This is a genomic window from Peribacillus sp. FSL K6-1552 (assembly GCF_038005205.1).
Lineage (GTDB): Bacteria > Bacillota > Bacilli > Bacillales > DSM-1321 > Peribacillus > Peribacillus butanolivorans.
The window spans coordinates 991,648-1,016,371 of record NZ_JBBOST010000001.1; the positions used below are offsets into that span (position 1 = coordinate 991,648).

The 24,724-nt window shown below is 37.1% G+C and carries 21 protein-coding genes, 1 tRNA gene and 4 pseudogenes; 17 read left to right on the forward strand and 9 right to left on the reverse strand.

Translation table 11 applies throughout. The annotated features are described in order from the left end of the window. Window positions 1-263 precede the first annotated feature (263 nt). Together NST21_RS04760 and NST21_RS04765 are read left to right on the forward strand one after the other, a co-directional pair. On the forward strand, window positions 264-1,556 hold the full coding sequence (locus NST21_RS04760; RefSeq protein WP_340888008.1) for an MFS transporter: 1,293 nt from the start codon (window positions 264-266) through the stop codon (window positions 1,554-1,556). Between the two features lie 292 nt (window positions 1,557-1,848). Then, a pseudogene (locus NST21_RS04765) lies at window positions 1,849-1,964 on the forward strand (HXXEE domain-containing protein); the annotation flags it as partial. Window positions 1,965-2,069: 105 nt separating this feature from the next. On the opposite strand, the gene NST21_RS04770 reads toward NST21_RS04765, so the two are convergent. Further along, window positions 2,070-3,392: an alpha/beta hydrolase family protein gene (locus tag NST21_RS04770; RefSeq protein ID WP_340888009.1), complete on the reverse strand. Its 1,323-nt coding sequence runs from the start codon at window positions 3,390-3,392 to the stop codon at window positions 2,070-2,072. A 456-nt stretch (window positions 3,393-3,848) separates the two neighbouring features. On the opposite strand from NST21_RS04770, the gene NST21_RS04775 reads away from it, so the two are divergent. Both NST21_RS04775 and NST21_RS04780 read left to right on the forward strand, forming a co-directional pair. Beyond that, window positions 3,849-4,289, forward strand: a complete 441-nt coding sequence (locus NST21_RS04775; RefSeq protein WP_340888011.1) for an SRPBCC family protein — start codon at window positions 3,849-3,851, stop codon at window positions 4,287-4,289. A gap of 64 nt (window positions 4,290-4,353) precedes the next feature. Continuing rightward, window positions 4,354-4,821 carry a UPF0158 family protein gene (locus tag NST21_RS04780; protein ID WP_340888012.1) on the forward strand — a complete coding sequence of 156 codons (468 nt, stop codon included), beginning with the start codon at window positions 4,354-4,356 and terminating at the stop codon, window positions 4,819-4,821. 78 nt (window positions 4,822-4,899) lie between these two features. On the opposite strand, the gene NST21_RS04785 is transcribed toward NST21_RS04780, so the two are convergent. From NST21_RS04785 to NST21_RS04800, 4 genes and pseudogenes are all read right to left on the reverse strand, one after another. Further along, window positions 4,900-5,247 carry a DMT family transporter gene (locus NST21_RS04785; RefSeq protein ID WP_057217908.1) on the reverse strand — a complete coding sequence of 116 codons (348 nt, stop codon included), beginning with the start codon at window positions 5,245-5,247 and terminating at the stop codon, window positions 4,900-4,902. Between the two features lie 25 nt (window positions 5,248-5,272). Beyond that, complete coding sequence (locus tag NST21_RS04790; RefSeq protein ID WP_235569608.1) at window positions 5,273-5,545, reverse strand: DMT family transporter; 273 nt, start codon at window positions 5,543-5,545, stop codon at window positions 5,273-5,275. A 69-nt stretch (window positions 5,546-5,614) separates the two neighbouring features. After that, window positions 5,615-6,154, reverse strand: coding sequence for a TetR/AcrR family transcriptional regulator (locus NST21_RS04795; protein ID WP_340888015.1), 540 nt, complete (start codon window positions 6,152-6,154; stop codon window positions 5,615-5,617). A 231-nt stretch (window positions 6,155-6,385) separates the two neighbouring features. After that, window positions 6,386-6,689 (reverse strand): annotated as a pseudogene (locus tag NST21_RS04800) (IS110 family transposase); the annotation flags it as partial. Between the two features lie 182 nt (window positions 6,690-6,871). Here NST21_RS04800 and NST21_RS04805 point away from each other — a divergent pair. Continuing rightward, on the forward strand, window positions 6,872-7,228 hold the full coding sequence (locus tag NST21_RS04805; protein WP_340888016.1) for a DUF4181 domain-containing protein: 357 nt from the start codon (window positions 6,872-6,874) through the stop codon (window positions 7,226-7,228). 270 nt (window positions 7,229-7,498) lie between these two features. Here the strand turns inward: NST21_RS04805 and NST21_RS04810 are convergent, their stop codons facing one another. The 3 genes and pseudogenes from NST21_RS04810 to NST21_RS04820 form a co-directional block, all read right to left on the reverse strand. Then, on the reverse strand, window positions 7,499-8,536 hold the full coding sequence (locus NST21_RS04810) for a HAMP domain-containing sensor histidine kinase (protein WP_340888018.1): 1,038 nt from the start codon (window positions 8,534-8,536) through the stop codon (window positions 7,499-7,501). Next, window positions 8,533-9,207, reverse strand: a pseudogene (locus tag NST21_RS04815) (response regulator). Before NST21_RS04815 ends, NST21_RS04810 begins: the two are co-directional and overlap by 4 nt. 23 nt (window positions 9,208-9,230) lie before the next feature. Further along, window positions 9,231-10,982, reverse strand: a pseudogene (locus NST21_RS04820) (ABC transporter ATP-binding protein). Between the two features lie 493 nt (window positions 10,983-11,475). Between NST21_RS04820 and NST21_RS04825 the strand changes: the two are divergent. From NST21_RS04825 to NST21_RS04840, 4 genes are all read left to right on the forward strand, one after another. Next, window positions 11,476-12,504, forward strand: coding sequence for an NADP-dependent oxidoreductase (locus NST21_RS04825; protein ID WP_340888019.1), 1,029 nt, complete (start codon window positions 11,476-11,478; stop codon window positions 12,502-12,504). A 299-nt stretch (window positions 12,505-12,803) separates the two neighbouring features. Continuing rightward, window positions 12,804-14,756, forward strand: a complete 1,953-nt coding sequence (locus NST21_RS04830) for an FUSC family protein (RefSeq protein WP_340888021.1) — start codon at window positions 12,804-12,806, stop codon at window positions 14,754-14,756. Window positions 14,757-14,909: 153 nt separating this feature from the next. Continuing rightward, window positions 14,910-15,323 (forward strand): YbjN domain-containing protein, encoded by a 414-nt coding sequence (locus NST21_RS04835; RefSeq protein ID WP_098176604.1) that lies wholly within the window; start codon window positions 14,910-14,912, stop codon window positions 15,321-15,323. 189 nt (window positions 15,324-15,512) lie between these two features. Then, window positions 15,513-15,586 (forward strand) — tRNA-Gly (locus tag NST21_RS04840). Window positions 15,587-15,909: 323 nt separating this feature from the next. Here the strand turns inward: NST21_RS04840 and NST21_RS04845 are convergent. After that, a complete protein-coding gene (locus NST21_RS04845; protein WP_053344669.1) occupies window positions 15,910-16,578 on the reverse strand; it encodes a B3/B4 domain-containing protein in 669 nt (222 codons plus the stop codon). A gap of 105 nt (window positions 16,579-16,683) precedes the next feature. Between NST21_RS04845 and queG the strand changes: the two genes are divergently transcribed. The 8 genes from queG (at window position 16,684) to NST21_RS04885 (ending at window position 24,669) form a co-directional block, all read left to right on the forward strand. Further along, the gene (queG, locus tag NST21_RS04850; RefSeq protein WP_340888024.1) at window positions 16,684-17,823 is read left to right on the forward strand and encodes a tRNA epoxyqueuosine(34) reductase QueG; all 1,140 of its coding nucleotides are present in this window, start codon (window positions 16,684-16,686) and stop codon (window positions 17,821-17,823) included. Between the two features lie 454 nt (window positions 17,824-18,277). Then, complete coding sequence (locus NST21_RS04855) at window positions 18,278-19,135, forward strand: amidase domain-containing protein (RefSeq protein WP_340888025.1); 858 nt, start codon at window positions 18,278-18,280, stop codon at window positions 19,133-19,135. Window positions 19,136-19,200: 65 nt separating this feature from the next. Beyond that, window positions 19,201-19,689 carry a tRNA (uridine(34)/cytosine(34)/5-carboxymethylaminomethyluridine(34)-2'-O)-methyltransferase TrmL gene (trmL, locus tag NST21_RS04860; protein ID WP_053344672.1) on the forward strand — a complete coding sequence of 163 codons (489 nt, stop codon included), beginning with the start codon at window positions 19,201-19,203 and terminating at the stop codon, window positions 19,687-19,689. 91 nt (window positions 19,690-19,780) lie between these two features. Next, window positions 19,781-20,530 (forward strand): oxygen-insensitive NADPH nitroreductase, encoded by a 750-nt coding sequence (nfsA, locus tag NST21_RS04865; RefSeq protein ID WP_340888026.1) that lies wholly within the window; start codon window positions 19,781-19,783, stop codon window positions 20,528-20,530. Between the two features lie 338 nt (window positions 20,531-20,868). Continuing rightward, a complete protein-coding gene (locus NST21_RS04870) occupies window positions 20,869-21,717 on the forward strand; it encodes an ABC transporter ATP-binding protein (protein WP_340888027.1) in 849 nt (282 codons plus the stop codon). Next, window positions 21,668-22,588, forward strand: a complete 921-nt coding sequence (locus tag NST21_RS04875; RefSeq protein WP_340888028.1) for an iron-hydroxamate ABC transporter substrate-binding protein — start codon at window positions 21,668-21,670, stop codon at window positions 22,586-22,588. The genes NST21_RS04870 and NST21_RS04875 overlap by 50 nt, the downstream gene beginning before the upstream one ends. Window positions 22,589-22,654: 66 nt before the next feature. Beyond that, a complete protein-coding gene (locus tag NST21_RS04880; protein WP_340888029.1) occupies window positions 22,655-23,665 on the forward strand; it encodes a FecCD family ABC transporter permease in 1,011 nt (336 codons plus the stop codon). Then, window positions 23,662-24,669: a FecCD family ABC transporter permease gene (locus NST21_RS04885; RefSeq protein WP_340888030.1), complete on the forward strand. Its 1,008-nt coding sequence runs from the start codon at window positions 23,662-23,664 to the stop codon at window positions 24,667-24,669. Before NST21_RS04880 ends, NST21_RS04885 begins: the two co-directional genes overlap by 4 nt. The last annotated feature ends 55 nt before the right edge of the window (window positions 24,670-24,724 follow it).

Here is a 24,724-nt window from a genome sequence, read left to right on the forward strand (position 1 = left end):
TATCATATTAGTAGGTATTATACTAATTACTAATCTCTAAACGGAAATGGGCAAAATTATCAAGGCAAAACAATTGGAGAAAAGAGCTCCTGTAGATTTCGCATGGTATTACATAAAATAAGGTCCGTCAGTAATGTAAGGTAAATCGCTGCGATAGAAGTAATAGCATTCCGTAAATTATCTTTTTTTTACCTTTTGAAAAAAAATTGAAATAACAATTTAATTAGGAAGAAAAAAAGTTCTTCGGAAAGGAAGACAGAATAATGTCTGAAGCATTAAAAGGTATAGAAAATCAACCAGAATGGATACAAGTATATATTGATTCTCCAGAAAAACAACAACAGTTATATCGACGTACGTTGCTGATTGTTGTCATATCACAAATATTCGGGGGGGCAGGTCTTGCAGCTGGTGTAACCGTCGGAGCACTTCTTGCACAAGACATGCTGGGTACAGAGAGTATGGTAGGGGTTCCGACTGCATTGTTCACATTAGGTTCTGCAGGAGCAGCGCTGATTGTAGGGCAACTCTCCCAACGTTTTGGACGCCGTTCTGGACTCGCGACCGGTTTCTTGGCTGGTGGTATTGGCGCGGTCGGGGTAGTAATTTCAGCATTAATTAACAGCATTCCACTTTTATTTGTTTCACTGCTAATCTATGGTGCTGGATCGGCTACAAACTTACAAGCACGCTATGCCGGTACAGATTTGGCAAATTCTAAACAGCGGGCAACAGCTATCAGTATTGCTATGGTTTCAACCACATTAGGTGCTGTTGCAGGCCCCAATTTGGTAAATATAATGGGCGAATTGGCTTGGTCAATCGGTGTTCCTTCTTTGGCTGGTCCATTTATTCTTGCGGCTGTAGCTTACATCCTTGCTGGTTTGGTGTTATTAGCTTTACTTCGTCCAGACCCTTTCATTGTTGCAAAAGCAATGGCAGATGTTCAGAAAACACACAAAGCCGTACTTTCAAACAAGGATTCAAGTGCACCGACGATAAACAAGCGAGGAATTGTTGCCGGAGCTACAGTAATGACCTTAACTAATTTTTTAATGATTGCAATTATGACAATGACACCTATACATATGGGACATCATGGACATGATTTGAAAGAGGTAGGGGTAGTAATTGGTTTTCACATAGCAGCGATGTTTCTGCCTTCTTTAGTAACTGGATTCTTAGTAGATAAAATTGGACGAACTGCAGTGGTTATCGCTTCTGGTGCCACTCTGCTTGCTGCTTGTATACTTGCTTCCAGTGGACCAGCTGATTCCATGCTGGTGCTCAACACCTCACTTGTTTTACTTGGGCTTGGCTGGAACTTCGGTTTGATTAGTGGTACAGCGCTGATAGTTGATTCAACTCACCCTTCCACTCGCGCAAAGACGCAAGGATCTGTCGATGTTTTGATCGCTTTGTCAGGAGCAGCGGGCGGTGCACTATCTGGCATGGTTGTAGCTCATTACAGCTATGCAACACTCTCATTTGCCGGAGCTATCCTTTCACTACTGCTTATTCCAGTTGTCATTTGGTCCCTTAGAGGTAAAGAATGATGGACTTTTAAAGTTAAGAAGTATGGAAAATGCACAAAATTATTCATTCAATTGAATATGTGATTTGACCAATCTTTTTTCAAAACGTGCTCTTTCTATTTGTATATTTATCAAGGCGGAAAAAAAGATTGATAATTTATATTGAAGTTTGATAAAAACAGCTTGTTAGATTTTGAAAATCTAGCTAGCTGTTTTTATTTGGAATATATAAATGTAGAATGAAATGCGAAAGAATATTTTTATTTACCTAAAGGGCCGTAGAAACTCATTTAGGAAAGCAGGTAGCGTATGGATTTCTTTCATTTTATTATTTTGCTTTGCTATTACATTGCATAATATAGAAGAGGCTCTTTGGCTGCTTAAATGGTCACAGCAGGTGAATTTCATTTTGCTGTGATTATCATAACTAAAAAATAATTGAAGCTTAGGGGGCACGAGGAACTTTGGATCAATCTTTATTTCAAAGCTACACATCCCGAGGAACCCCCAGTTATTAATTATTTTTTTTTGATTTTAATTACTGGATATGTCATATTCGTTTAAAAATTCAATAATTCCATCTACCAATCCAGATGATAATGGTAGTTCAGGATTTGTATAGGTTGCTAGATTTCTCTCTCGATCTACAGGTGCTTCTTTCAATACATGATTCATCTTCTCGAGTATAAGTAATTCAGAATCTCCTTTTGCCTTGTGTAGCGCTTCTGCATTAGTGGACGCCACTTGAATATCTCTATTACCGTTTACAATTAGAACAGGGATAGTTAGCTCTTTTACTAATTCTATCGGATTATATTGAATCCAAGAAATCATGTAAGGTTGAACAGAAGGACGGAATACACTTTGCAAGTCTGCACTTACAGTCTCAACTTGTTTACCTTGTTTTAGTTTTGTTAATATATCTTTAGACTCTGTTAATAACTTCGGTGTCAGCTGCTCTTCAAGTTGTTTAAGAAGTACTTGGTCAATAGGTTCGCCTGCTCCAGCTAATGAAATGAATGTGTCTGTCTCTGTTTTCTTTGCAGCTGCCATTCCAATTAATGAACCCTCACTATGACCGATGATGCCAACTTTAGAAAAACGGCTATCCTTTTTAGCAAATTGAACCCATGCAGCTGCATCTTCAATATATTGTTCGAATCTCAGTTCCTCTTCTTTTCCTGCCAAATTCATATTTACCCCGACTCCGCGCTTATCATACCTAATACTTGCGATACCTTTTTCTGCAAGACTTTCTGCTAACATTTTCAAACTATTATTTTTCCCAGGAAGTGCAATGGAGTTCCCATCTTTATCAGTTGGACCCGAACCCGCAATTATAATCATCACAGGAAAAGGACCTTCATCTTTTGGTGTTTCTAAAAGTCCATACATGGTTCCTTTCTCCAAGTCGGCCTTCACAACTTCACCTGATCTTTTTTCCTCATCTTTTTCATCAGATTTCTTGAGCAATTCAAAAGGAAACTCTTGTCCTTGCTGAACAAATGTTCCTGAAATCTTCTCCTGATCTACTTTCCCATCAAACGTTATTTGCTGATTTTGAATTTTCATATCAAAAAACAAGTCTGATTTATTTAACTTTACACTTGTTAAGGGGAATTTGTTCAATCCTTGTACAGGAATACTTATCGTTCCATCTTTCTTCGTGAAATGAACAATAATCGGGAGCGGCTGATTTGGAATCATTATTTCTCCTTCCCACGTACCTTCAATAGCGTTCAACGAGCCAACCTCCTTCGAATTCTTTTCCACCTTTTCTTCCTCCTTAGTACTGCACCCTAGCAATAATACTAAAGCACTTACGATGATACACATAATCGAAAACAGTCTTTTCATAAGAGCCCCTTTCCAGCCTATAGATAATAGTCACAGAAGATATTTTTTTAGAAAGTTAGTGTTCCAGTACTTTATAACTCGAATAAAGCCTAATACAGTGCGATCAAATTTTTTGTTTGATTCAGTCACTCATGCATTCCTTAACAAGTCGGATTAGTCTTCTTCCCGTTGCTAATACAACTACATTTTAACATTTAATTTCAATAATTTTCCTTATTATAAAAATTATTCTTCCGCTAAACTGTAACTTTTTAGTTGTGGTAGCAAATAATAAACTAACTGGTGCTTTACTTCAATAAGGGAGTTGGTTTGGTAACGGGGCAGATTATTTGAAGAAGAACTAAATAAATAAAAGGACTTTTTTAGAAGTTAAGAAAGTATATAATTTGTTTATTTAATGATGATATAGATATAATGGAAGAATTATCAAATATTCCGAAAGTGAGTTGATTTTGTATGGATACTCAAGTAACTACGAAATTTAAAATACTCAAACCAGTTAATGAGGTATTTGAAGCCATAGTAGACCCTGAAAAAATGTCTAATTATTGGTTTTCATCGGGAACTGGAAGAGTGGAACGAGGAAAGACGATTACTTGGAGATATGATGAATACAATGCTGAAGGGGTTATCAATGTATTGGAAGTCGAGGAAGATAAAAAAATTGTTTTCTCGTGGGGAGAATATGGTCAAGAAACGGTTGTTACAATTACACTAAAAGAGTTGGATAATACGAGTACAATTATTGAAGTAAACGAATTAGGCTTTAAAGAAGATGACCCCGAGATAATAAACAAAATGATAGGACAAAAAGAGGGTTGGGTATATATGTTAACTTGTTTAAAGGGTTATTTGGAAAATGGCATTAATAATTTGAGAGCATCATTAATCCATTAGTTAAATAATTCTTGTAGAACTAACAGGTGCGATTGTAAAAAAATATAGAAGGTGATCCCATATCATGACTGTACAAGTAAAGCTTAAAGATATTATTGAAGAAATGGAAATACAGTTTGAAGAGTCTCAATCATTTCTAAATATTAATACGGGTGAAATTTTTTTTGTAACTTCTAATGATTTGAGAGCTGCTGAAGATGATGAACCATTCAATCATTTACCTGATTGGCAACAAGAAAATTTAAGGGTTGCTAATGATGTTGTTGAAAACTTTGAGAATTACATAGAGTTACCAACTAAATATGATGTCAATGAATATGAAATGATGGAAGACTTCTGCCTAACTGTTAGTGATCTACGAAAGCGAAATTCTTTATTATTAGAAATTAAGGGAAAGGGTGCCTTTAGAAAATTTAAGGACAAAATAATAGATTTTGAAATCGAAGATCAATGGTATTCATATCGTGACGAGCGCTTTAAACAAATTGCTAAAAAATGGTGTCAAGATAATAACGTCAACTATATTGAATAGATAAGACAAAGTGCTTTCAATAGGCGTGAATGAGACTAACTAGCAAGAATCATTTTAAGAATAAAAATCATCAAACCTTTAGTTTGATGATTTTTTTACTTGTTCTGAAGTATTAGAAGCATTTAATAAAACTACCCCTCCAATTATTAATACTAAGCCACCTAATGTAATGATGCTAAATGGTTCTCGCCATAACAGTACACCAATTAACGCTGTTATAGCTGTTCCTATTCCTGACCAAATAGCATAAGCTAAACTTAACGGAATTGTTTTAAGACATAATGATAAGCAATAAAATGCTATTCCAAAACCAAGAATAACTCCAATTGAAGGGAATAAATTTGTGAATCCTTCCGACAATTTAAGCATTGTCGTGCCGAATATTTCGCTGATAATTGATATTCCTAAAGCGATATAACCTTTCAAACTATTACCTCCGATTCTCTAAAGGTTAATGAGCGCCACCACTTGAGAGTTTCAAAACAACAACTCCACCAATGATTAGGACTAAACCAAGAAATTTTTTCAGATTAAAACTTTCTTTATAAACGATAACACCCACTAATGCGGTTAAAGCTGTGCCTATTCCTGACCATATAGCATAAGCCGTACCCAGTGGAATTGTTTTAAGAGATAAAGACAAGCAATAAAAGGCTATACCCATTCCAATTATTACTCCAATGGAAGGGAACAACTTTTTAAATCCGTTTGATACTTTTAACATTGAACTACCAAATACTTCACTAATGATGGCTATTCCCAAAATTACATATGGATTCAAGGTGAACTCCTCCTATTTTGTCATATTTATTAATTGCTGGATTACTTCCTTATTCATTTTGTCATCTAACGGTGCTATATTAAACAGTTCTGAGTAATAAAGACCATCTATTGCTAACCGAATAATAGTTGCTGTTATAGGGTTTATATTATCCTGTTCCACTTTGTTTTGCATATACTGATAACTTTTGGAAATACTTTCTGATAAACTAGGATTCAACATAGAAGCAGCAATTATTCCTACATTTAACTCGGCATTGTGGTCCAAGTCTTCTTTTGTTGTTTCTATTAAAGCACGACACCATTTACCCTTTTCTATTGGATCTTTCTTAGCATGTTCTTCAAATAACATAGTGAATTCTTCAAAAATATATTGTGTTAACCCTACCAATAATGCTTCTTTATTTGGGTAGTGATATAATAAACCACCTTTACTTATTCCAGCTTGTTTTGCCACAGCATCTAAAGTTAAATCATTAAAATCATTTTGAATAATGAATTCTTTTGCAGATTTCAAGATAAGATTACGTTTCATGTTAGCTTTCGATTCCAAATAGTATCAATCCTTTTTAAAACCGTCCAGACGGTTTTTTTAAATGATATCGTCCAAACGGTTTTTTTGTCAAGTACATACAATAACTCTTATTCAATTATACCAGCCAATAGTTTGTTAACATTTTTCAATAAACACTTAACATATTTCATGCGATGCTTAATTTGTGCATACCAAATAACTTTCTAAGGTTCTGTGAAGTTTTGGGCTATTTAATTATATTCTTTTAAACTAGTCTAGATATTGGAAAGTTAATTTGCTTTTTAATAGTGCATAAATCAAATGTAAGAGTTTATTTGCACATGCTATCACGGGTACTTTAAAGGATTTTCCTTCTTCACGTTTCTTATTTATAAAACTCTCGTAATCTCTTGTTACGAGGAATGATTTCATCTGTCGTTTTCTTCTTGCGACAATCACGAATAAGTACATTTAACATCCATATACAAGGGTGTCGTAGCCTACTAGAACCTCATTTGATAATTCTATATAAAGTAACTTTGAATGTATCAGGTTCAAAGACAATTGGATCAATTAAACTATTTGGGCAGATTAGTTAATAAGGTTTGATTACCAAAGGAGAAATTGAAAGAAAAACATTGATGCGATGATCTGGTATATCACGCGAATTTCCAACGGGGCAGCATAATTCAACAAGATAACTGAAAAATTTTATGACATAATAAAGAAAACATAGATATAAACGGGGGATTTGTTGTGGGATTTTTGGTGTTTATTATTGTTTTTATAATTTTGGGAATCTTATTAGAAAAAACAATAAATAAATTACTTGGTGTAGAAAAGAAAAAGATTTCGGGAACTTCTGGTAAAATTGTTGACCGATGGGGAAGAGGCGTTATCTTAGTCATCTTTTTATGCACTTTTCCGTCTGTAAATACAAATGATATGAATTGGCTTTTGATACTTTATTTATTTCTATTATTAGGCTTTCGGTCTATTCTTGAGTGGAAGTACCTGAAGAACTCAAAACAATATGTCACCACCCTTATTTTTCTAATATTAGGTGTAATTATTATGTATAATATTGAATATTTTTTTCAATTATTGGGCTGAAGTTAGGTTGCTTAATAGATAGAAGATTGTGAAATAGTGTACTTAAAGTAACAGGTGCTTTACTTCAATAAGGGAGATGCTTAGGCAGGTTTTTACTTATGGAGCTAAGGGGGCAGCACTCCAATGAATAAAAATGAGATTTGAGCGTAAAAAGACCCTTGGTATGGTAAAAGTGTCCTGAGGCTGGCCAGCCTCAGGACACTTTTATCAAAACCAGGAGACCTAGCATGAATTATACCCAAATAAGAAAATCGCTCATGAAAACTTTCTTCATGATATTGGTACTCGTATTGTAAAAGTCGTTCCCTTTCCGAGTTCACCTTTTACAGATATAGACCCTTCATGCATATCAATAATCTTTTTCACAATCGATAAACCTAAACCACTCCCACTTTTTGAGCGTTCCCTTGCCTGGTCTGCTTTATAGAATCGTTCGAATATGTGAAACTGGTCTTTCTCTGAAATGCCAATTCCAGTATCGGAAATCTTTATGACTGCTTGATCATCAATCTGTTGTAATCGAATAGTAATTGTTCCATGATAGTGGGTGAATTTGATACTATTGTGTATTAAATTTGTCCATACTTGGCTCATTAAATCCTCATCTATAAAGACCGAAATCTTTTCTAATGATACGTCCATTACTAATTCTTTTTGCATCCAATTCGGTTCGCAAGCCAAAATAATTGTTCGAATTTGTTGATCTAGCCGATAGCTCTTTTTTTCAAACGGATGATGCTTGGATTCAAGGGATGTAAGCTTCAGAAGATTATCACTTAATTTAGATAATCTCCTGCTCTCTGTCTCAATAATATGGAGGTAATGATTTCGTTCTTCTATTGTCAGTTTATTAAATTGAAGCGCTTGGGCAAATCCTACAATGGAAGTAAGAGGCGACTGTATTTCATGTGAGACATTAGAGATGAATTCCTGCCGCATTTCTTCCATTTGTTTCAATTGTTTGGCCATGTGATTGAAGTGGTTAATGATTTCGGTTATTTCGCCGTTTCTCTTATCCATTTTAAAATCCAAATGGACATTATAATCGCCATTGGCAATTTTCCTTAAGGCATCAATGATCTCCAGGTAAATATTTACGCGTTTATTGTGATTTATAGCATGCATAAGATAACCAATGGATATCATAATGGCGATGCTAGTCATGATTGTTGCTAGATATTGAACATAATCGGATAGTCTTAAAGGCAATAGCTGAATGATATAGTAACCAGCCGAAAAACAAAACGACATAAACGCCAGAAAAAACAGTCCGCCAAGTATTGGTTTGAAAAATCGATTGGCCGTCAACTTGTTATCTCCAAACGGTAACCTAATCCCCAAATCGTTCGAATCCGAAATGGGAATTCCAATTCTGGAAACCGTTCTCTCACTCTTTTAATATGAACATCGACAGTTCGTTCATCACCTTCATAATCATAGCCCCAAATATCTTCAATAAGTTCTTCCCTAGAGAAAGTTTTTCCAGGATAACTTGCAAGTTTAAATAACACTTCAAACTCCTTTAAAGGAATCGTATATTCCTGGTCTTTAAATGACATTTCATGTGTGTTGCGATTCATCTTTAATTCACCTATATTTAATGTTTGAGAAATAGTGATTTTATACCGTTTTAATAATGCTTTTATTCTAAGGACCAATTCGATTGGTTCAAATGGTTTTACAAGATAATCATCTGCCCCAAGACCAAATCCCTTTACTTTCTGTGTTGTTTCTCCTTTTGCCGTCAGCATTAAAATGGGAATATCACTAAATTCCCGTATCTCTTTGCATAATTGCCATCCATCCATGTTAGGCATCATTATATCAATAACTGCTAAATCGATTTTCACCTTCTCCATTAAGTTCAATGCTTGTAGTCCATCTGAGGATTCATATAGATCAAACCCTTCTTTTCTTTACAAGAGTTGTATAAGTTCGCGAATATGGGCATCATCATCGACAATTAATATTTTTGTCATCCTTCTTCTTTCCTTTCGATGAATTAGGCTAGTTCAAGTTTGTTTAACTGCTGTTCAGCAAATTCGCGATATAATGAGTGCGTATTATATAGTTCTTTATGTGTTCCGCTGCCTGTTATTTTCCCTTTTTCAAGGAAGATGATTTGATCTGAATCAATGACAGTAGATAGGCGGTGAGCAATTACTATTGTTGTTCTACCTTTCATTAAATCATTTAACGCCTGTTGAACAACATTTTCCGATTTGCTGTCTAGGCTTGAGGTAGCTTCATCAAGCATTAATATTTTTGGGTTTCTTAAAAATGCACGAGCAATCGCAATTCTTTGTCTTTGACCGCCTGATAATTTCATACCTCTTTCACCAACCTCAGTATTATATCCGTTTGGAAGCTCAGAAATAAACTGATCGGCATACGCCATTTTAGCTACTTGATTTAATTCCTTATCTGTTATATCCCGATCTATTCCATAACAGATATTATCTCTAATTGTACCTGATACAATAGGACTTTCTTGCTAAACATAACCAATTTGGCTTCTCCATGAAAGGAGTGTGAAATCATTTATGGATTTCCCGCCTATGGAAATAGAGCCTTGCTGTGGTTTATAGAAACGCTCAAATAATGAGAAAAGAGTCGTTTTTCCGCTGCCACTTGGGCCGACAATTGCAGTGACTTTACCTGCTTCAACTGTAAAGCTTATATCTTTAAGTACCTGTTCTCCATTATTATAACTATAGTTTAGATGATCCACGGTGATTGATTGACTTATATTTTGAACTTGCTGCTTCGCGTCTTCTTCCTCTTCTGAATCCAAAATGGAAATGATACGCTCTGTTGCACCCGTAGCTTTTTGGAATTGTGTAAAGAAACCTGCTAATTGAGCCATTGGCATGATAATTTGGAAAAGGTACATAATGAATGCAACTAAAGCTCCAGCTGTCAGAGCTCCTGAAGAAACACGCATTCCCCCATAACCTAAAATTAGGACAAGTAATGCCATCATGACAAAACTCATTAGTGGGCCAATCAAAGCTTGTATTTTTGCTTCTTTTAATCCGAATTGGAATAATTTGGTAATCCCTTTCTTTCCATTTTGATATTCAAATGTTTCTGCATTGGATGCTTTAACTAGACGGATTTCCGTTAGCACCTGTTGGAGAATTGAGGTGAAACTTGCTGTCTCATCCTGCATCCCCTTTGATATTTGATGCATTTTTTTGCCAAGCGGCATTAATATTAAAACAGAGAGTGGGATTGCAATGAGCATCAACAATGTCATTTTCCAATCCAGTACAAATAACACAATCATGGAGCCTACAATGGAAATGATTCCTGTAACGAAATTAGATAGGTGTTCCGAAATTAATCCTTTCACTACAGTTGTATCATTTGTCATTCGACTAACTGTTTCTCCTGATTGATGTTCATCAAAATAATTCACGGGTAATACAAGTAATTTTCTCCATAGTTGATCTCGAATACCCGCTACTACAGATTGCCCGATCCGATTTAATAAATAGATGGAAAATCCACTAGCCAATGCTTGAACAATAATTGCAAGAACGAGAAGTGTGATCCGTCCAGTACTTAGTGAGCTAATTGAAAAATCATTAATAAGATTCTTTGTGAATAACGGGACTAATAATCCTACACCTGTTGTACTTAAGCTTAATACTAAAGCAATCCCTATCATTAGTTTAGAAGGCTTCGTTTGTTGAACTAATCGAATAAACTGGCGCCATCCTTTTTGCTTTTTAACTTCTGACATATTTATTTACATCCTTTCTTAATCCTTTTTACAAGAGGAAGTATACAAAGAAGTTATGAATTGAATATGAACTTCTAAGTTAATTATTCTATTTAGTGGTTTTTTCGAAATAACTGGTAACATGACTTTGTTTTGCTAGTTAACCTACCAAAAGAGCAAACATAGGAATGCCGTAGCTACAAAAATCCGTACATGAATGATTTGTTAAATAAGTGATACTTCATATTAGATGAAGCCGTTGAACAAATCATAAATCAACTTTAATGTTTACCAAAGCCTTTTGTATAAAATATACAGGTGTTTGCCCTAATCCAGATGACCTTTATATGAATGAAATAGATAGGACATAATAGATATCATAGGATTTAGATATTTTAGTAAGGGTTACATATAGAATAGTATGGAATAATCAAGCGGGCATAATTTTTGACCAAGGATCTTTAACAGTGATACGCTTACTTTTAGATATTACGTATTCAAAATCAAGGAGGAACGCAAAATGACACAATCCAAACAACAAAAAATCACCCTGGCAAACCGACCAAAAGGAATGCCTTCGAAAGAAGATTTTAACTTTGTGGAGAGTGATGTTCCCACACCAAAAGAAGATCAAATATTAGTACGGACGCTTTATTTATCTGTCGATCCATACATGCGTGGAAGAATGCAAGATACTAAATCATATATAGCTCCATTTGAATTGAATAAGGTCATCACTGGAGGCGTTGTTGCCGAAGTGGTAGAATCCAATTCGAATTCCTTCAAACAAGGAGATGTTGTTGTAGGGAATATCGACTGGGCAGAGTATACGGTGGTCAATGAAAAAGAAATCCGAGTGATTGATCCTAAAGTTGCCCCTGTCACAACTCATTTAGGGATTCTCGGGATGACTGGTTTAACAGCTTACTTTGGTTTGCTCGATATCGGAAAACCTCAAGAAGGTGAAACGGTCGTGGTTTCTGGAGCGGCTGGGGCTGTTGGTTCAGTAGTTGGACAAATTGCTAAAATTAAAGGTGCTAAGGTGGTAGGCATTGCTGGCTCAGATGAAAAACTAGAGTATTTAACAAAAGAGCTTGGCTTCGATGGAGCTGTTAATTATAAAAAAGATAGCTTTGCGACAGATTTAAAAAACGCTGTTCCTAACGGAGTCGATGTTTATTTCGATAATGTTGGCGGTGAGGTAACGGATGCTGTTTTCACACTTTTAAATACAAATGCTCGTATTCCATTATGCGGAGCGATTTCCTCTTATAATGCAGAAGGAAAAGATTTAGGGCCGCGTCTGCAATCGGCGATGATCAAAACGAGTGCACTTATGAAAGGTTTCACAGTTGGTAATTATGCCAAAAGATTCCAAGAAGGTGCGACAGATTTAGGGGAATGGCTACAGCAAGGAAAATTGAAGTATGAAGAAACCATTATTGAAGGGTTTGAAAATACCCCTGATGCATTTCTAGGTTTATTTAAAGGAACGAATCTGGGTAAACAACTTGTAAAAGTTGCAGAACCTAAATACGCTACGCTCTAAGCATGGGAACCTAGTAGAGGGTAACATTGCTGTGACATAGTCTTTAAAACAGTATTGGAAAAAGAGTATATATTAAGGGTATATAATAAGCGGCCTTTTTTCGATATTCAATCGGGGGAAGGCCGTTTCCCTTTTCCTAGATACGAGAAAGATTAACGTATATTCCTCTTCCTTTAAGGTATCTTTTGTTGTTAATGAAGGATATTAAAAGAAGCTCTAGATTAAGCCATCAAGATAACGGTTGAATAGCGTCAAAAGAGAAGATAGGGAGCGAATTATTTAATGAAAGGAAAAGTAAAATGGGCAAAAATAAACAAAGAGTATCTTCAAAGTCTCCGAAATTAGAAGCGATACATACGACATTTAAACAGGCTTTTGAAATAAAAAAGAATCCATTTCCGTGGATAAAGGCATTGAGTGCAGGAATTGCTGCTGCATTACCTGTATTCATAGGATTATTATTTGGGAATTTTGAGTACGGTTTACTGGCGGGAATTGGTGGATTCTCTTATTTATACGTGTTTAACCAACCGTATGAGCAAAGAGCTAAAAAGATTTTCTTTGTAATGTGGGGCCTTTCTTTATCTGTTGTCTTAGGAACCCTTTTGGCTCCTTATCAGCTAGGGACAGCTATAGTGATGGGGATTATTGGGGCATGTGTGTTTTTCATTTTTGGTGCTTTAAATATCACTGGTCCTTCGGCAATATTTTTCGTTTTGAGTTTTGCGCTTGCTACAGGTATGCCTGTTGATCAATCACTTGCGCCGTTACGTGGAGGGCTTGTTTTATTAGGTGGGGCATTATCTTGGATAATCTGTATGTTAGGCTGGTTTTACAATCCCCATGGACCTGAAACTAATGCAGTGGAAAAAGTGTATAGAGAGTTGGCGGTATTCTTTGATTCAATAGGGACGGAGAAGTTTAATACAGCAAGACACAGAACGGTACTAGCAATGAAGCAAGCAGAAAATACGCTTTTAGCCGGGTATTCAGCCAAGAGAAGTACAGATATATTTAAGCGGTTGTTTCTTTTAAATGAACATGCGAACACGATATTCTTGAGAGTTCTTGAAATTTCTTTGAACAATAAGATCGTACTTCCACCTGAATTAGGGAAATCCGTTCAGGCACTAGCTGACTCTATTGGATCTAAAACGAAAAATAAATCAAAGATTCTTCAGCCAGAGCAGGTTGATAAAGAAGTAGAAGATTTATTCATAAAAATCTATAATGCAGATGCCATCATGAATGAACCGGTTCAAAAAATTCATCAAGAAGTCTTAATCTCAAAGCCTTCTCTAAAAACCATATTTCTGGGGGCATTTGATAAAAACTCCATAGTCTTTCTCACTTCTGTACGATATGGAACAATCCTTACTATCGCCGCTATCATCGCCTATTCAGCCGGTTTTAATCGTTCGTATTGGGTGCCCTTATCCTGTGCTGCAGTAATGTCCGGTGCTACCATTATCGCCACATTTCATCGTGCTGTTCAAAGGACTTTCGGGACAATCATTGGGCTCCTATTAGCAAGTTTCATTCTTGCATCTGTTCATAACGAGTTTATTATTGTGCTAATCATCTTGTGTTTGACTTTCATTACAGAGCTTTTTATCGTTCGGAATTATGGGTTAGCTGCGATGTTCTTTACACCTTCAGCTTTAATCATGGCAGAATATTCAACTCAAAGTTACGACTTCAGTTTCTTTGCAACAGTAAGGATAACTGATATCGTTGTAGGGAGTATTATAGGTCTTGCTGGGTCATTGTTAGTCGGAAGTCGATCAGCGTCCAGTCTTCTGAGTCATTTTATCGCGAAAACGATTCGAAGTCAGGGCCAATTTTTATTAATGGCGTTCTCTGAAAATAATAGGACCCTTACATTTGATGAGAGCAGTGAACGAAGCAAAATGCTAACCAATATGGTCAATCTATTAACGGTATACAATACATCTCTAGGTGAGATATTCAAAAACAAGGCCAGATTAGAGTCTCTATGGCCCGTAATATTCTCAATAGAACAATTGGGGTATTATCTAAAGGCCAGCTTGAAATACTCTGAACGTCCAGTTCTTTCAGAGAAGGATCTCGCTCAATTGCTTTATGTTTTTGAAACCATGGCAATAGCTGCAGATAAAGATCAATCTTCAACAAATAAAACCGTACCTGAAATTGAAGGGTTTTCAAAAATTCGTCACGAGATTTTGGACCTCCAAGAAGCTCTTCAGTTTAGGGGAGGAGTTTCAAGCTAACCTTATAGTTTTGTTTAAGGGAGTTCTTATTATTGGCTCCCTCAATTCAACTGAATGAATGCACTAGCTGAAAATAGAGGGTTTATTGAAAAAGTCTGTAAAAATGCCAATTTTCAGTATAAAATGTAAATACATACAGAAAGGTGATGGATCATGTCAAACGTTGCTAAATTTCGAGATTTTTTAACGCGCGAGAAAATCTATATGAATGAGTTGAAAGAAGATGACACCACCTTTTTTAGAGCAGAGCAAAAGTTAAAGGATGGCTGGAAGGTTCTTTTAGTTTTTGCTTTCAACCAAAATGAAAATGTGGCGGATTTATTTTGCTTTAATGTTGCCGAGTTGAAGAATCCTGATAAAAGGCGGGATGTACATACACTGTTAAATGAATATAATGCTAATTTTAGATATTCAAAGTTGTATGAAGAAAAAGGGACTATTTCAATTCGTTATTCTTATTCCCTTGAGGGAGAATTTTTACCAGATCTAGCTTTCAGGAAGTTGATCATGTTACTTGAAACAGCGGAGCAGGTATACCCGTCGTTAATGGAAGTCATCTGGTCTTAACAGTGGAGATGTAGGGAAAGTTCTCTGTTATTAGAGAACTTTTTAACATCTTTAATAGAGTGATGAATATACTATTGTTACATTCATTAAATTTTTATTATTTTTTTAAAAATAACTATTGCATTTATTTAATATAAACTATATAATTAATTTTGTTGATAGCGATTCGACAAATTTCTACAAGAATATGCGGGTGTAGTTTAGTGGTAAAACCTCAGCCTTCCAAGCTGATGATGAGGGTTCGATTCCCTTCACCCGCTCCAATACATACTCATAACGCAGGGTTTCGTTACCTGGAGAACGAAGCTTTGCGTTTAAATATTTTATAATGAGAATTCTACTGTTTACAGTAGGGTTTTTTTTATTGTCTAGATTTGTATGTACCTATAATTTAAGGAAGTAGTATGAGATAAGGCTGATCATGGGTGACTAAGAAACTAGTTGATATGATGTCAGGAAGCGTATCAAGTGAATCCAAAACTGGGGAATGTGTTTGTAATAGAAGAAAAAACATTCACAGTGATATCCTATCCTATAAAAAGACCCCTTCCGATTTTGGAAGGGGTTTAGTTCTGCTCGATTGTTATTATACTTCTAAAATGGAATAAGTTCCTTCTCCACCGTGGATTTCGAGGAACATTTTCATTAAGGACTCTGTTAGCTGATGGGCTTCTTTGATTGGTGTCTTTGGTTGTAAATAGATGATTTGGATTGCCTTTTTCGTTTCTTCCGTGACCTTTGTTCGTTCTGAATCAACGTAGGGGCTTCCAAATGCTCCATCACGATCGGCAGAAGTAATCATGTTTTCCATTGAATTCAAGCGGCCATTCAAGCCGTTATACTCGTCTGTACTCTCACCAATTTTAATCGAGATATCTCCTGTTAATTTATCCGCATCATATATGCCAATAGGCACTTCATATAAAAGGGAGAAGAAGTTATTCAGGTCGATAGCGGAATGAATAGATGTTAAGTAATTTTGTTTTTTAACACGACGGTATAGAGCTTCCACGGAAGGACGGTAGCGTGACGGATTCGTTCCGGTCGTTTTGAAAATCTTTCGCCACTCTTTGATACCCGGGAAATCGGTTAATTCTTTTTCATCTAGATCGAAGAAAAGAGCTTCTTGAAATAACTGCAGTCTTCCTTTGACCATTTGCGGGGAGGGGCCAACTTCGATGTTTTCATATGTAATGATCCCAACTTTGAAATCAGGGATTTTACTGCTAAGATTAGCGGAAATGTTAATTTCCAAGCGTTACACCTCCAAAAATGATTGCAATTAGTTTATCATAGATAGCAATGGTTTGAAATGAATACAAGCTTCGATGGGAATAATGAATGAACGAAGGTGACAAATATGGATATGAATACACTTAAGCAAGAAGTGATTATATATAGTAAAGAGATTGGCATTGATAAAATTGGGTTTACATCAGCCTCTAATTTCACGGAATTGAAAAGTCGGCTGATCCGTCAGCAGGAACTAGATTATCAGTCAGGGTTTGAAGAACCGGATATTGAAAAAAGGGTCAGGCCTGAATTGATTTTTGATAAACCGCAATCCATTATTTCGATTGCACTGGCCTATCCTTCGAAATTGAAGAATGCACCGCAAAGCACAAAAAGTGAGCGACGTGGGATTTTTTGCCGGGCCTCTTGGGGAACGGATTATCATACGGTGCTTCGTAATAAATTGCAGTTACTTGAGGAGTTTATTAAAGATAAAGTGCCAGGAGCAATGGCAAAGTCTATGGTAGATACTGGTGAATTATCGGATCGTGCTGTTGCTGAGCGTGCAGGAATAGGCTGGAGTGCTAAAAATAGTATGATTATTACTCCTGAATTTGGGTCTTATGTATATTTAGGTGACATGATTACAAACTTGCCATTTATACCGGATCAACCGATGGAAGATCAATGCGGGACTTGCAATAAATGTGTGGATGTTTGTCCAACAGGTGCACTTGTGCAGGGTGGCCAGCTAAATTCTAAGCGCTGTATTGCGTTTTTAACGCAGACAAAAGGATTTCTCCCTGATGAATTCAGGACGAAAATAGGCAATCGTTTGTACGGATGTGATACGTGCCAGACAGTTTGTCCGAAAAACAAAGGAATGGATTTTCACTTTCATGAAGAGATGGAGCCTGACCCTGAGGTTGCGAAGCCGTTGTTGAAGCCTCTGCTTACGATCTCAAATCGGGATTTCAAAGAAACATACGGCTATGTATCTGGTTCGTGGCGAGGCAAAAAGCCAATCCAGCGAAATGCCATTTTAGCATTAGCCCACTTTAAAGATGAAACGTCACTACCCGAATTGATTCAGATCATGAAGGAAGATCCGCGGCCTGTATTACGGGGAACCGCGGCCTGGGCGATTGGGAAAATTGGACGGAAACAAGTAGTCTCTATTTTAGAGGAAGCTTTAATGAACGAAACCGATGAAGAGGTTCGTGCAGAAATTGAAAAAGGACTGCAGTTTACCTTGGAGCATCAATAATATTAAATATATCAGATATAGCCGCCTCGTAAGAAATTTAACGGGACGGCTTTTTTTATTTTTTGTAGAAATGTGAGGATGAGGGTTTAATATGTAGGTGAAAAAGAGTGCTCGATATGCTTGGACTAACTTTCTGTTTGCCGGCTAATTTTTTATATAGAGCGGGAGAAGCTCAAAACCCTTCAACCGGAATACAGGGGGAGTAGATTTTGTATTCTGCTGTGATGATGGACTAATAATACCTTTTATTTTTCAGATATATTATTTAATCAAGTGGATACCTTGGCTCGTGATGTTCTAAGTGTTTCTGCTAGTTTCTTTTGTTAATAAGAGTTTATTTCGAGGAAATGAACAAAAACAGGCCATTAATATATTCTTCTTTAATGAAGTTGTGTTTTTGTCCATGCCCTCATACATACACATTAGCATAGATGGTATGAAGGGGGGCATAATTTTGAGGGAACAATTGAAACAGCTTTTGCAAGAAAGAGTGGAGTGTTATACTTCCGATACTCAAGAACGCGATGAAAGAAAATTGCATCTGAAAAAGGAGTTAATGCGGAACCGCTCTACGGAAATTGTGCGGGTAAATGCTGCAGGAAAGGTTCACTCGAAGAGAAAGGAAGAAAAGGATACGGTATTGACCTATAAAGTACATCTACAATATTTATTGAAGCAGGAAGATTCTTTTTATATAGAAGAGGAAATGGAAGAGAGGGAGGCGAGGTTTCGAGATGGATATTTAATAGATGAACGTGACCTTGTACCAAGCTTTGAACCAGAAGAGGTGCCTCCAAAATGGGAAGAAGGTTCGGAGCGGCTTTCTTATAAGTATGACAGGATGAAGGCCGTTCAGTATGCCGAGCGGTGGTGGAATGAATTTAATCCTGCGTACCACAAGTTCACTGATGATTGCACGAATTTCATTTCACAATGTTTGCATGCAGGAGGAATCCCAATGTGGGGGGCGCCAAACAAAAATAAGGGCTGGTGGATAAGAGGGAAAAGCTGGAGCTATACCTGGACGACTGCACACTCCTTATATAATCTGCTCGCTGGCGGGAAGGGAATCCAGACAAAACGTTTAGAAGCAGCTGAGGAGATGGATATAGGCGATATCATGTGTATTGACTTCGAAGGAAACGGACGCTTTGATCATAACTTGATTGTAACGGCGAAGGATCAGAACGGAATGCCGCTTGTGAATGCCCATACGATGAACAGTCGCCATCGATACTGGACGTACGAGGATTCGAGCAGATATACACCGAATATCGTTTATAAATTTTTCTCGATTTTGGATGGAGTGTGATTGGTTTTTAGTCTGTTTGTTTAATGCTATAATTAGATGAAGTTTAAACTAGAGGTGAAAATGAAGTGGCAATACATGTAGTTTTATATCAACCACAGATTCCAGCAAATACAGGTAATATCGCAAGAACGTGTGCAGGAACAGACACGTCCCTGCACCTTATTCGTCCGCTCGGTTTTTCAACAGATGACAAACAGCTTAAGAGGGCCGGTCTCGATTATTGGGAGAATGTTAAAATCCATTATTATGATTCATTGGAAGAGTTTTATGAGAAGAATGCCGGCGGTGAATTTTATTACTTAACGAAATTTGGAGAGCAGCCGCATACAACCTTCGATTATAGTGATCAGGACAGTGAGATTTATTTCATGTTCGGTCGTGAAACGACGGGCCTTCCGAAAGACCTGATTCATGAAAATTTAGACCGTTGTCTGCGAATCCCGATGACGGATAAAGTTCGTTCTCTAAACCTGTCAAATACAGCAGCGATCTTAATTTATGAGGCCTTAAGGCAGCAAAATTATCGTGATTTGGATTTGAAAACAAAAGGTTGATGGATTAATGCTTTTGTTACCATACTATCAGTGGGGGATATAGCCCCCCTGGTAGATGTTTTACCTACATACTTTTTTAGGGGTGGAAGCTTTGAATAATATTATTGAGAAGATTTTAGATCACCGTTCCATTCGTTCTTTCGAGGACAAGCTATTGTCGGAAGAGCAAATTCAAACGATTGTTGAATGTGCTCAGGCTGCATCAACTTCAAGTTATATTCAAGCGTATTCAATCATTGGGGTAACCGATCCAGAAAAGAAAGCCAAGCTAGCGGAGCTTGCCGGACCACAATCTTATGTAGAGAACAATGGGCACCTATTCGTTTTCTGTGCTGATTTATATCGACATGATCGGATAGCTGAGATGGAAGATACAGACCTTTCCGAATCGATTGAAAGTACGGAAAAATTCATGGTTGCTTGCATAGACGCAGCTCTTGCAGCTCAAAATGCGGCATTGGCTGCAGAATCAATGGATCTTGGCATTTGCTATATCGGTGGAATCCGTAACAATCTTCCGGAAGTGTCAGAGATTTTGAATATTCCACATCGTGTTATTCCATTATTCGCCCTTGTAGTCGGCTATCCTAAAAATCGTTCCGATAAAAAGCCACGTCTGCCACAATCTAATATATACCATGAAAATGGCTATCAGGCGGATAAGCAGGAGTTTATCGGTCAACTGAAAGAGTATAATGAAATGATTTCTAGTTATTATGAAAGCCGTACAAAAGGCAAACGAAAAGATACCTGGACACAGCAAATGGCTGGTATGCTCGGAAAGAAAAGCCGGATGTATATGAAAGATTATGTGGAAAAGCAAGGATTTAAAAAGCATTAAAAGATAAAATACGCTTTATAGGGATATCTGAATTTTTATCCATAAATGGATTATTCTTAAAAGTCTACTATCATTAATTAACCATTAGATGACCTCGGGTATTGTCCCCGAGGTCATTCTGTTTTTATTTCTAATTGGAATAATCAGGTATCCCTTTCTAGATAAATAGTATTAGCATTGTTCCCCATACATCCAACATGAAATTATCCTTTTATAGCCATATAAATAACTATTGACAATATATTTATATAGAATTATAGTAATTAAGTAATGGATAATGATAATCATTTTCATTTGAGTTTTTACTTACTTATTTTTCAGTAAATGGAGGTTAAATAATGGTTCGCCTATATACAGAGAATTTAAATATTGGCTATGGTGAACGTTTAATTGTAAAAGATCTCAGTGTGGAAATTCCAGATAAAAAAATTACAACAATTATCGGATCCAATGGTTGTGGGAAATCTACACTATTGAAAGCAATCACTCGCATTATTCCCAATAATTCTGGGTCAGTCGTATTAGATGGAGTAAATATCTCAAAAGAAAGCACAAAGATACTTGCTAAAAAGATGGCGATTCTTCCACAGACACCAGAAAGTGCAAGTGGATTAACAGTCGGAGAACTCGTATCATATGGCCGCTTTCCCTATCAAAAAGGCTTCGGACGCTTGACCAAAAAAGATTATGAAGTGATCGACTGGGCACTTGAAGTAACAGGAACAAAAGACTTTAAGTTCCGGCCTGTAGATGCACTATCAGGAGGTCAACGCCAGCGCGTTTGGATTGCAATGGCCCTTGCACAAGAAACAGAAATCATCTTCCTTGATGAGCCGACCACCTATTTGGACATGGCACATCAACTAGAGGTTTTGGAGCTTTTACAGAAGCTGAATGAAGAACAGGGACGTACGATTGTCATGGTCCTTCATGATTTAAACCAAGCTGCCCGCTTTGCCGATTATATCATCGCCTTAAAAGACGGGGAAGTAGTGAAAGCAGGAGATTGTGAAGAAGTCATCACGCATGATGTACTTAAGGAAGTATTCCATATTGATGCGGTAATCGGACGAGATCAACGAACAAACAAACCAATGTGTAGTACATACAATTTATTAAAAGGAGAATTGACAACAAATGAAAAAGATAATGATTCCATTTATTCTGCTGTTAGTGTTAATTATTAGTGCTTGCGGTAACGAGTCAACCGAAAAGGATGAGAGCTCGAATTCGAAAAAGGAAAAATCGGGTACCATCACGTACCAATCTGAAAATGGGCCTGTCGAAGTGCCTGCGAATCCTAAGCGTGTTGTAGTACTATCTTCTTTCGCAGGTAATGTCATGGCTTTGGATGTTAACCTTGTAGGAGCTGATTCCTGGTCTAAAATGAACCCGAATTTTAAAAAATTAAAAGATGTCGAGGAAGTAACTGACGAAAACTTGGAAAAAATCATCGAGTTAAATCCGGATTTAATCATTGGTTTATCAACGATTAAAAATGTCGATAAATTAAAAGAAATTGCTCCAACCGTAACATATACATACGGAAAAGTGGACTATTTAACACAACATGTAGAAATTGGTAAACTTTTGAATAAAGAAAAAGAAGCTCAAGCATGGGTTGATGATTTCAAAAAACGGGCAAAAACCACTGGTGATGAAATTAAAGCTAAAATTGGTGAAGATGCTACCGTTTCCGTATTCGAAAAGTTTGACAAACAGTTCTATGTATACGGCGATAATTGGGGCCGTGGAACGGAAATCCTTTATCAAGAAATGAAATTGGGCATGCCTGAAAAGGTAAAAGAAGTGGCATTGAAAGATGGTTACTTTGCCTTATCATTAGAAGTCCTGAAAGACTATGCCGGTGATTATGTCATTTTGAGCAATAACAAAGATCAGGACAATTCATTCCAACAAACAGATACGTTTAAAAACATACCTGCTGTTAAAAACAATCAACTATTTGAAGCTGATGCAAAAAAATTCTACTTCAATGATCCAATAACATTAGATTACCAATTAGACTTCTTTTCAAAAAGTTTTCTTGGAAAATGATACAGCGAGGGAGAGGGAGTCTGATTCCTCTCCTTTTATTCTATAAAAAAGAGATGAGAGAGACAGATGACTAATGAAAATCAACGTTTCATCCCATTTATATATAAACTGATCATAGCGATCGTTGCCTTTATCGGCATGTTCATCATATCGATGGTATTTGGTGCAGCCGATGCTACCGTCAAGGATGTATGGCAAGCACTGACGTCCAATGCTACAGGTGATAAGATTTCCATCATTCGGGAAATCCGGTTCCCTCGTGAAGTTGGTGCCATCTTTGTAGGTGCAGCACTTGCAGTTTCTGGTGCCATCATGCAGGGAATGACAAGGAATCCTCTTGCTGATCCTGGGTTGCTTGGATTGACGGCAGGTGCCAATGCAGCTCTTGCCATTACCCTAGCCTTCATTCCTTCGGCTAATAACTTAGGCATTATGATCGCGTGTTTTATTGGTTCTGCTGTCGGGGCAATTATGGTCTTCGGTATCGGTGCAATGAAAAAGGGAGGATTTTCTCCATTAAGGATTGTTTTAGCAGGCGCTGCAGTTTCTGCATTCCTATTTGCCGTTTCACAAGGGGTCGGTATTTATTTCAAAGTATCAAAAGATGTATCGATGTGGACGGCAGGGGGAAATATCGGAACATCATGGAGTCAACTTCAAGTAATCGTTCCGTTTATTTTAATAGGTATCTTGATCTCCTTTATCTTTTCTAGACAGCTCACTATACTTAGCTTAAGCGAAGAAGTAGCTGTTGGATTAGGTCAAAAGACAACACAAATAAAAGCGATTCTCTTCGTTGTCATCATTCTCCTTGCCGGGGCTTCCGTAGCGCTTGTAGGGAATATGGTGTTCATCGGTTTAATGGTTCCCCATATGGTTCGAGCCATTGTTGGTACGGATTATCGTTTCATCCTACCTATGTCCGCAATTTTAGGAGCCACTTTCATGCTTCTTGCCGATACAATTGGCCGTACAATTAATTCTCCATATGAAACACCTGTGGTAGCGGTTGTTGCGATGATAGGTTTACCTTTCTTCCTCCTAATCGTTCGAAAAGGAGGTAAAGCATTTTCATGATCCAGTCAGCTTTAGTCAAAAAACAGCGAAGGATACTAGTTGCATTATTCGCACTTATTATCATTACAGTCATTATTGGGACCTGTTCGGGGTACTCTAATTTATCTTATGACCGACTGATTCCAACGCTTTTCGGGCAAGGGACGTTTAAAGAGGAATTCATTTTATTTTCCGTCCGATTACCACGAATCATCATTACTCTTTTAGCAGGAATGGCCCTTGCACTATCTGGTGCGATTTTACAAGGAATAACACGTAATGACTTAGCTGATCCAGGGATTATCGGTATTAACTCTGGAGCTGGTGTTGCGATTGCGGTTTTCTTTTTGTTTTTCCCAATAGACACAGGTTCATTTGTTTATATGATTCCACTTGTCGCTTTTATCGGCGCGTTACTGACGGCGTGCTTAATATATGTACTCTCTTATAAAAGAAGGGGCGGTCTTGAACCTGTACGGTTAGTGTTAATTGGTGTGGGGTTTTCAATGGCACTTTCCGGTATGATGATTGTACTCATTTCATCAGCCGAAAGATCAAAAGTTGATTTTATCTCGAAATGGTTAGCGGGGAATATTTGGGGTACGGATTGGCCTTTCATATGGGCAATACTTCCGTGGCTGGTTATACTCATTCCATTTACTTTATATAAAGCAAACCGATTGAATCTTCTTGGGCTAAGCGAACCTGTTGCAATCGGTGTGGGTGTATCGATTGAAAAGGAACGGATTGTATTACTTATAACAGCTGTTGCCCTAGCCGCTGCTGCCGTTTCAGTTACAGGTGGAATTGCATTTATTGGACTTATGGCCCCACATATAGCAAAATCATTAGTGGGACCTCGAAATCAATTATTTATTCCAATAGCCATTTTAATTGGTGGATGGCTACTATTGCTGGCAGATACAATAGGTCGTAATATAGTTGAACCCGAGGGTATTCCAGCGGGTATTATGGTCGCTTTAATTGGTGGACCTTATTTTATGTATTTGTTGTTGAAAAAATAAATATGATGTGTACAGATCATGATTGTTGATAGAATCCCTTGAAATATTTATTTCA

What these genes read in the sequence shown, in the direction of transcription:
- NST21_RS04790 (WP_235569608.1), bottom strand. Translation starts at nt 5,545, where the DNA reads ATGTTAAAAGTATCAAACGGATTTAAAAAGTTGTTCCCTTCCATTGGA.
- NST21_RS04770 (WP_340888009.1), bottom strand. Translation starts at nt 3,392, where the DNA reads ATGAAAAGACTGTTTTCGATTATGTGTATCATCGTAAGTGCTTTAGTA.
- NST21_RS04760 (WP_340888008.1), top strand. Translation starts at nt 264, where the DNA reads ATGTCTGAAGCATTAAAAGGTATAGAAAATCAACCAGAATGGATACAA.
- NST21_RS04830 (WP_340888021.1), top strand. Translation starts at nt 12,804, where the DNA reads ATGGGCAAAAATAAACAAAGAGTATCTTCAAAGTCTCCGAAATTAGAA.
- queG (WP_340888024.1), top strand. Translation starts at nt 16,684, where the DNA reads ATGGATATGAATACACTTAAGCAAGAAGTGATTATATATAGTAAAGAG.
- NST21_RS04825 (WP_340888019.1), top strand. Translation starts at nt 11,476, where the DNA reads ATGACACAATCCAAACAACAAAAAATCACCCTGGCAAACCGACCAAAA.
- NST21_RS04880 (WP_340888029.1), top strand. Translation starts at nt 22,655, where the DNA reads ATGACTAATGAAAATCAACGTTTCATCCCATTTATATATAAACTGATC.
- NST21_RS04870 (WP_340888027.1), top strand. Translation starts at nt 20,869, where the DNA reads ATGGTTCGCCTATATACAGAGAATTTAAATATTGGCTATGGTGAACGT.
- NST21_RS04780 (WP_340888012.1), top strand. Translation starts at nt 4,354, where the DNA reads ATGACTGTACAAGTAAAGCTTAAAGATATTATTGAAGAAATGGAAATA.
- NST21_RS04885 (WP_340888030.1), top strand. Translation starts at nt 23,662, where the DNA reads ATGATCCAGTCAGCTTTAGTCAAAAAACAGCGAAGGATACTAGTTGCA.
- NST21_RS04875 (WP_340888028.1), top strand. Translation starts at nt 21,668, where the DNA reads ATGAAAAAGATAATGATTCCATTTATTCTGCTGTTAGTGTTAATTATT.
- NST21_RS04775 (WP_340888011.1), top strand. Translation starts at nt 3,849, where the DNA reads ATGGATACTCAAGTAACTACGAAATTTAAAATACTCAAACCAGTTAAT.
- NST21_RS04835 (WP_098176604.1), top strand. Translation starts at nt 14,910, where the DNA reads ATGTCAAACGTTGCTAAATTTCGAGATTTTTTAACGCGCGAGAAAATC.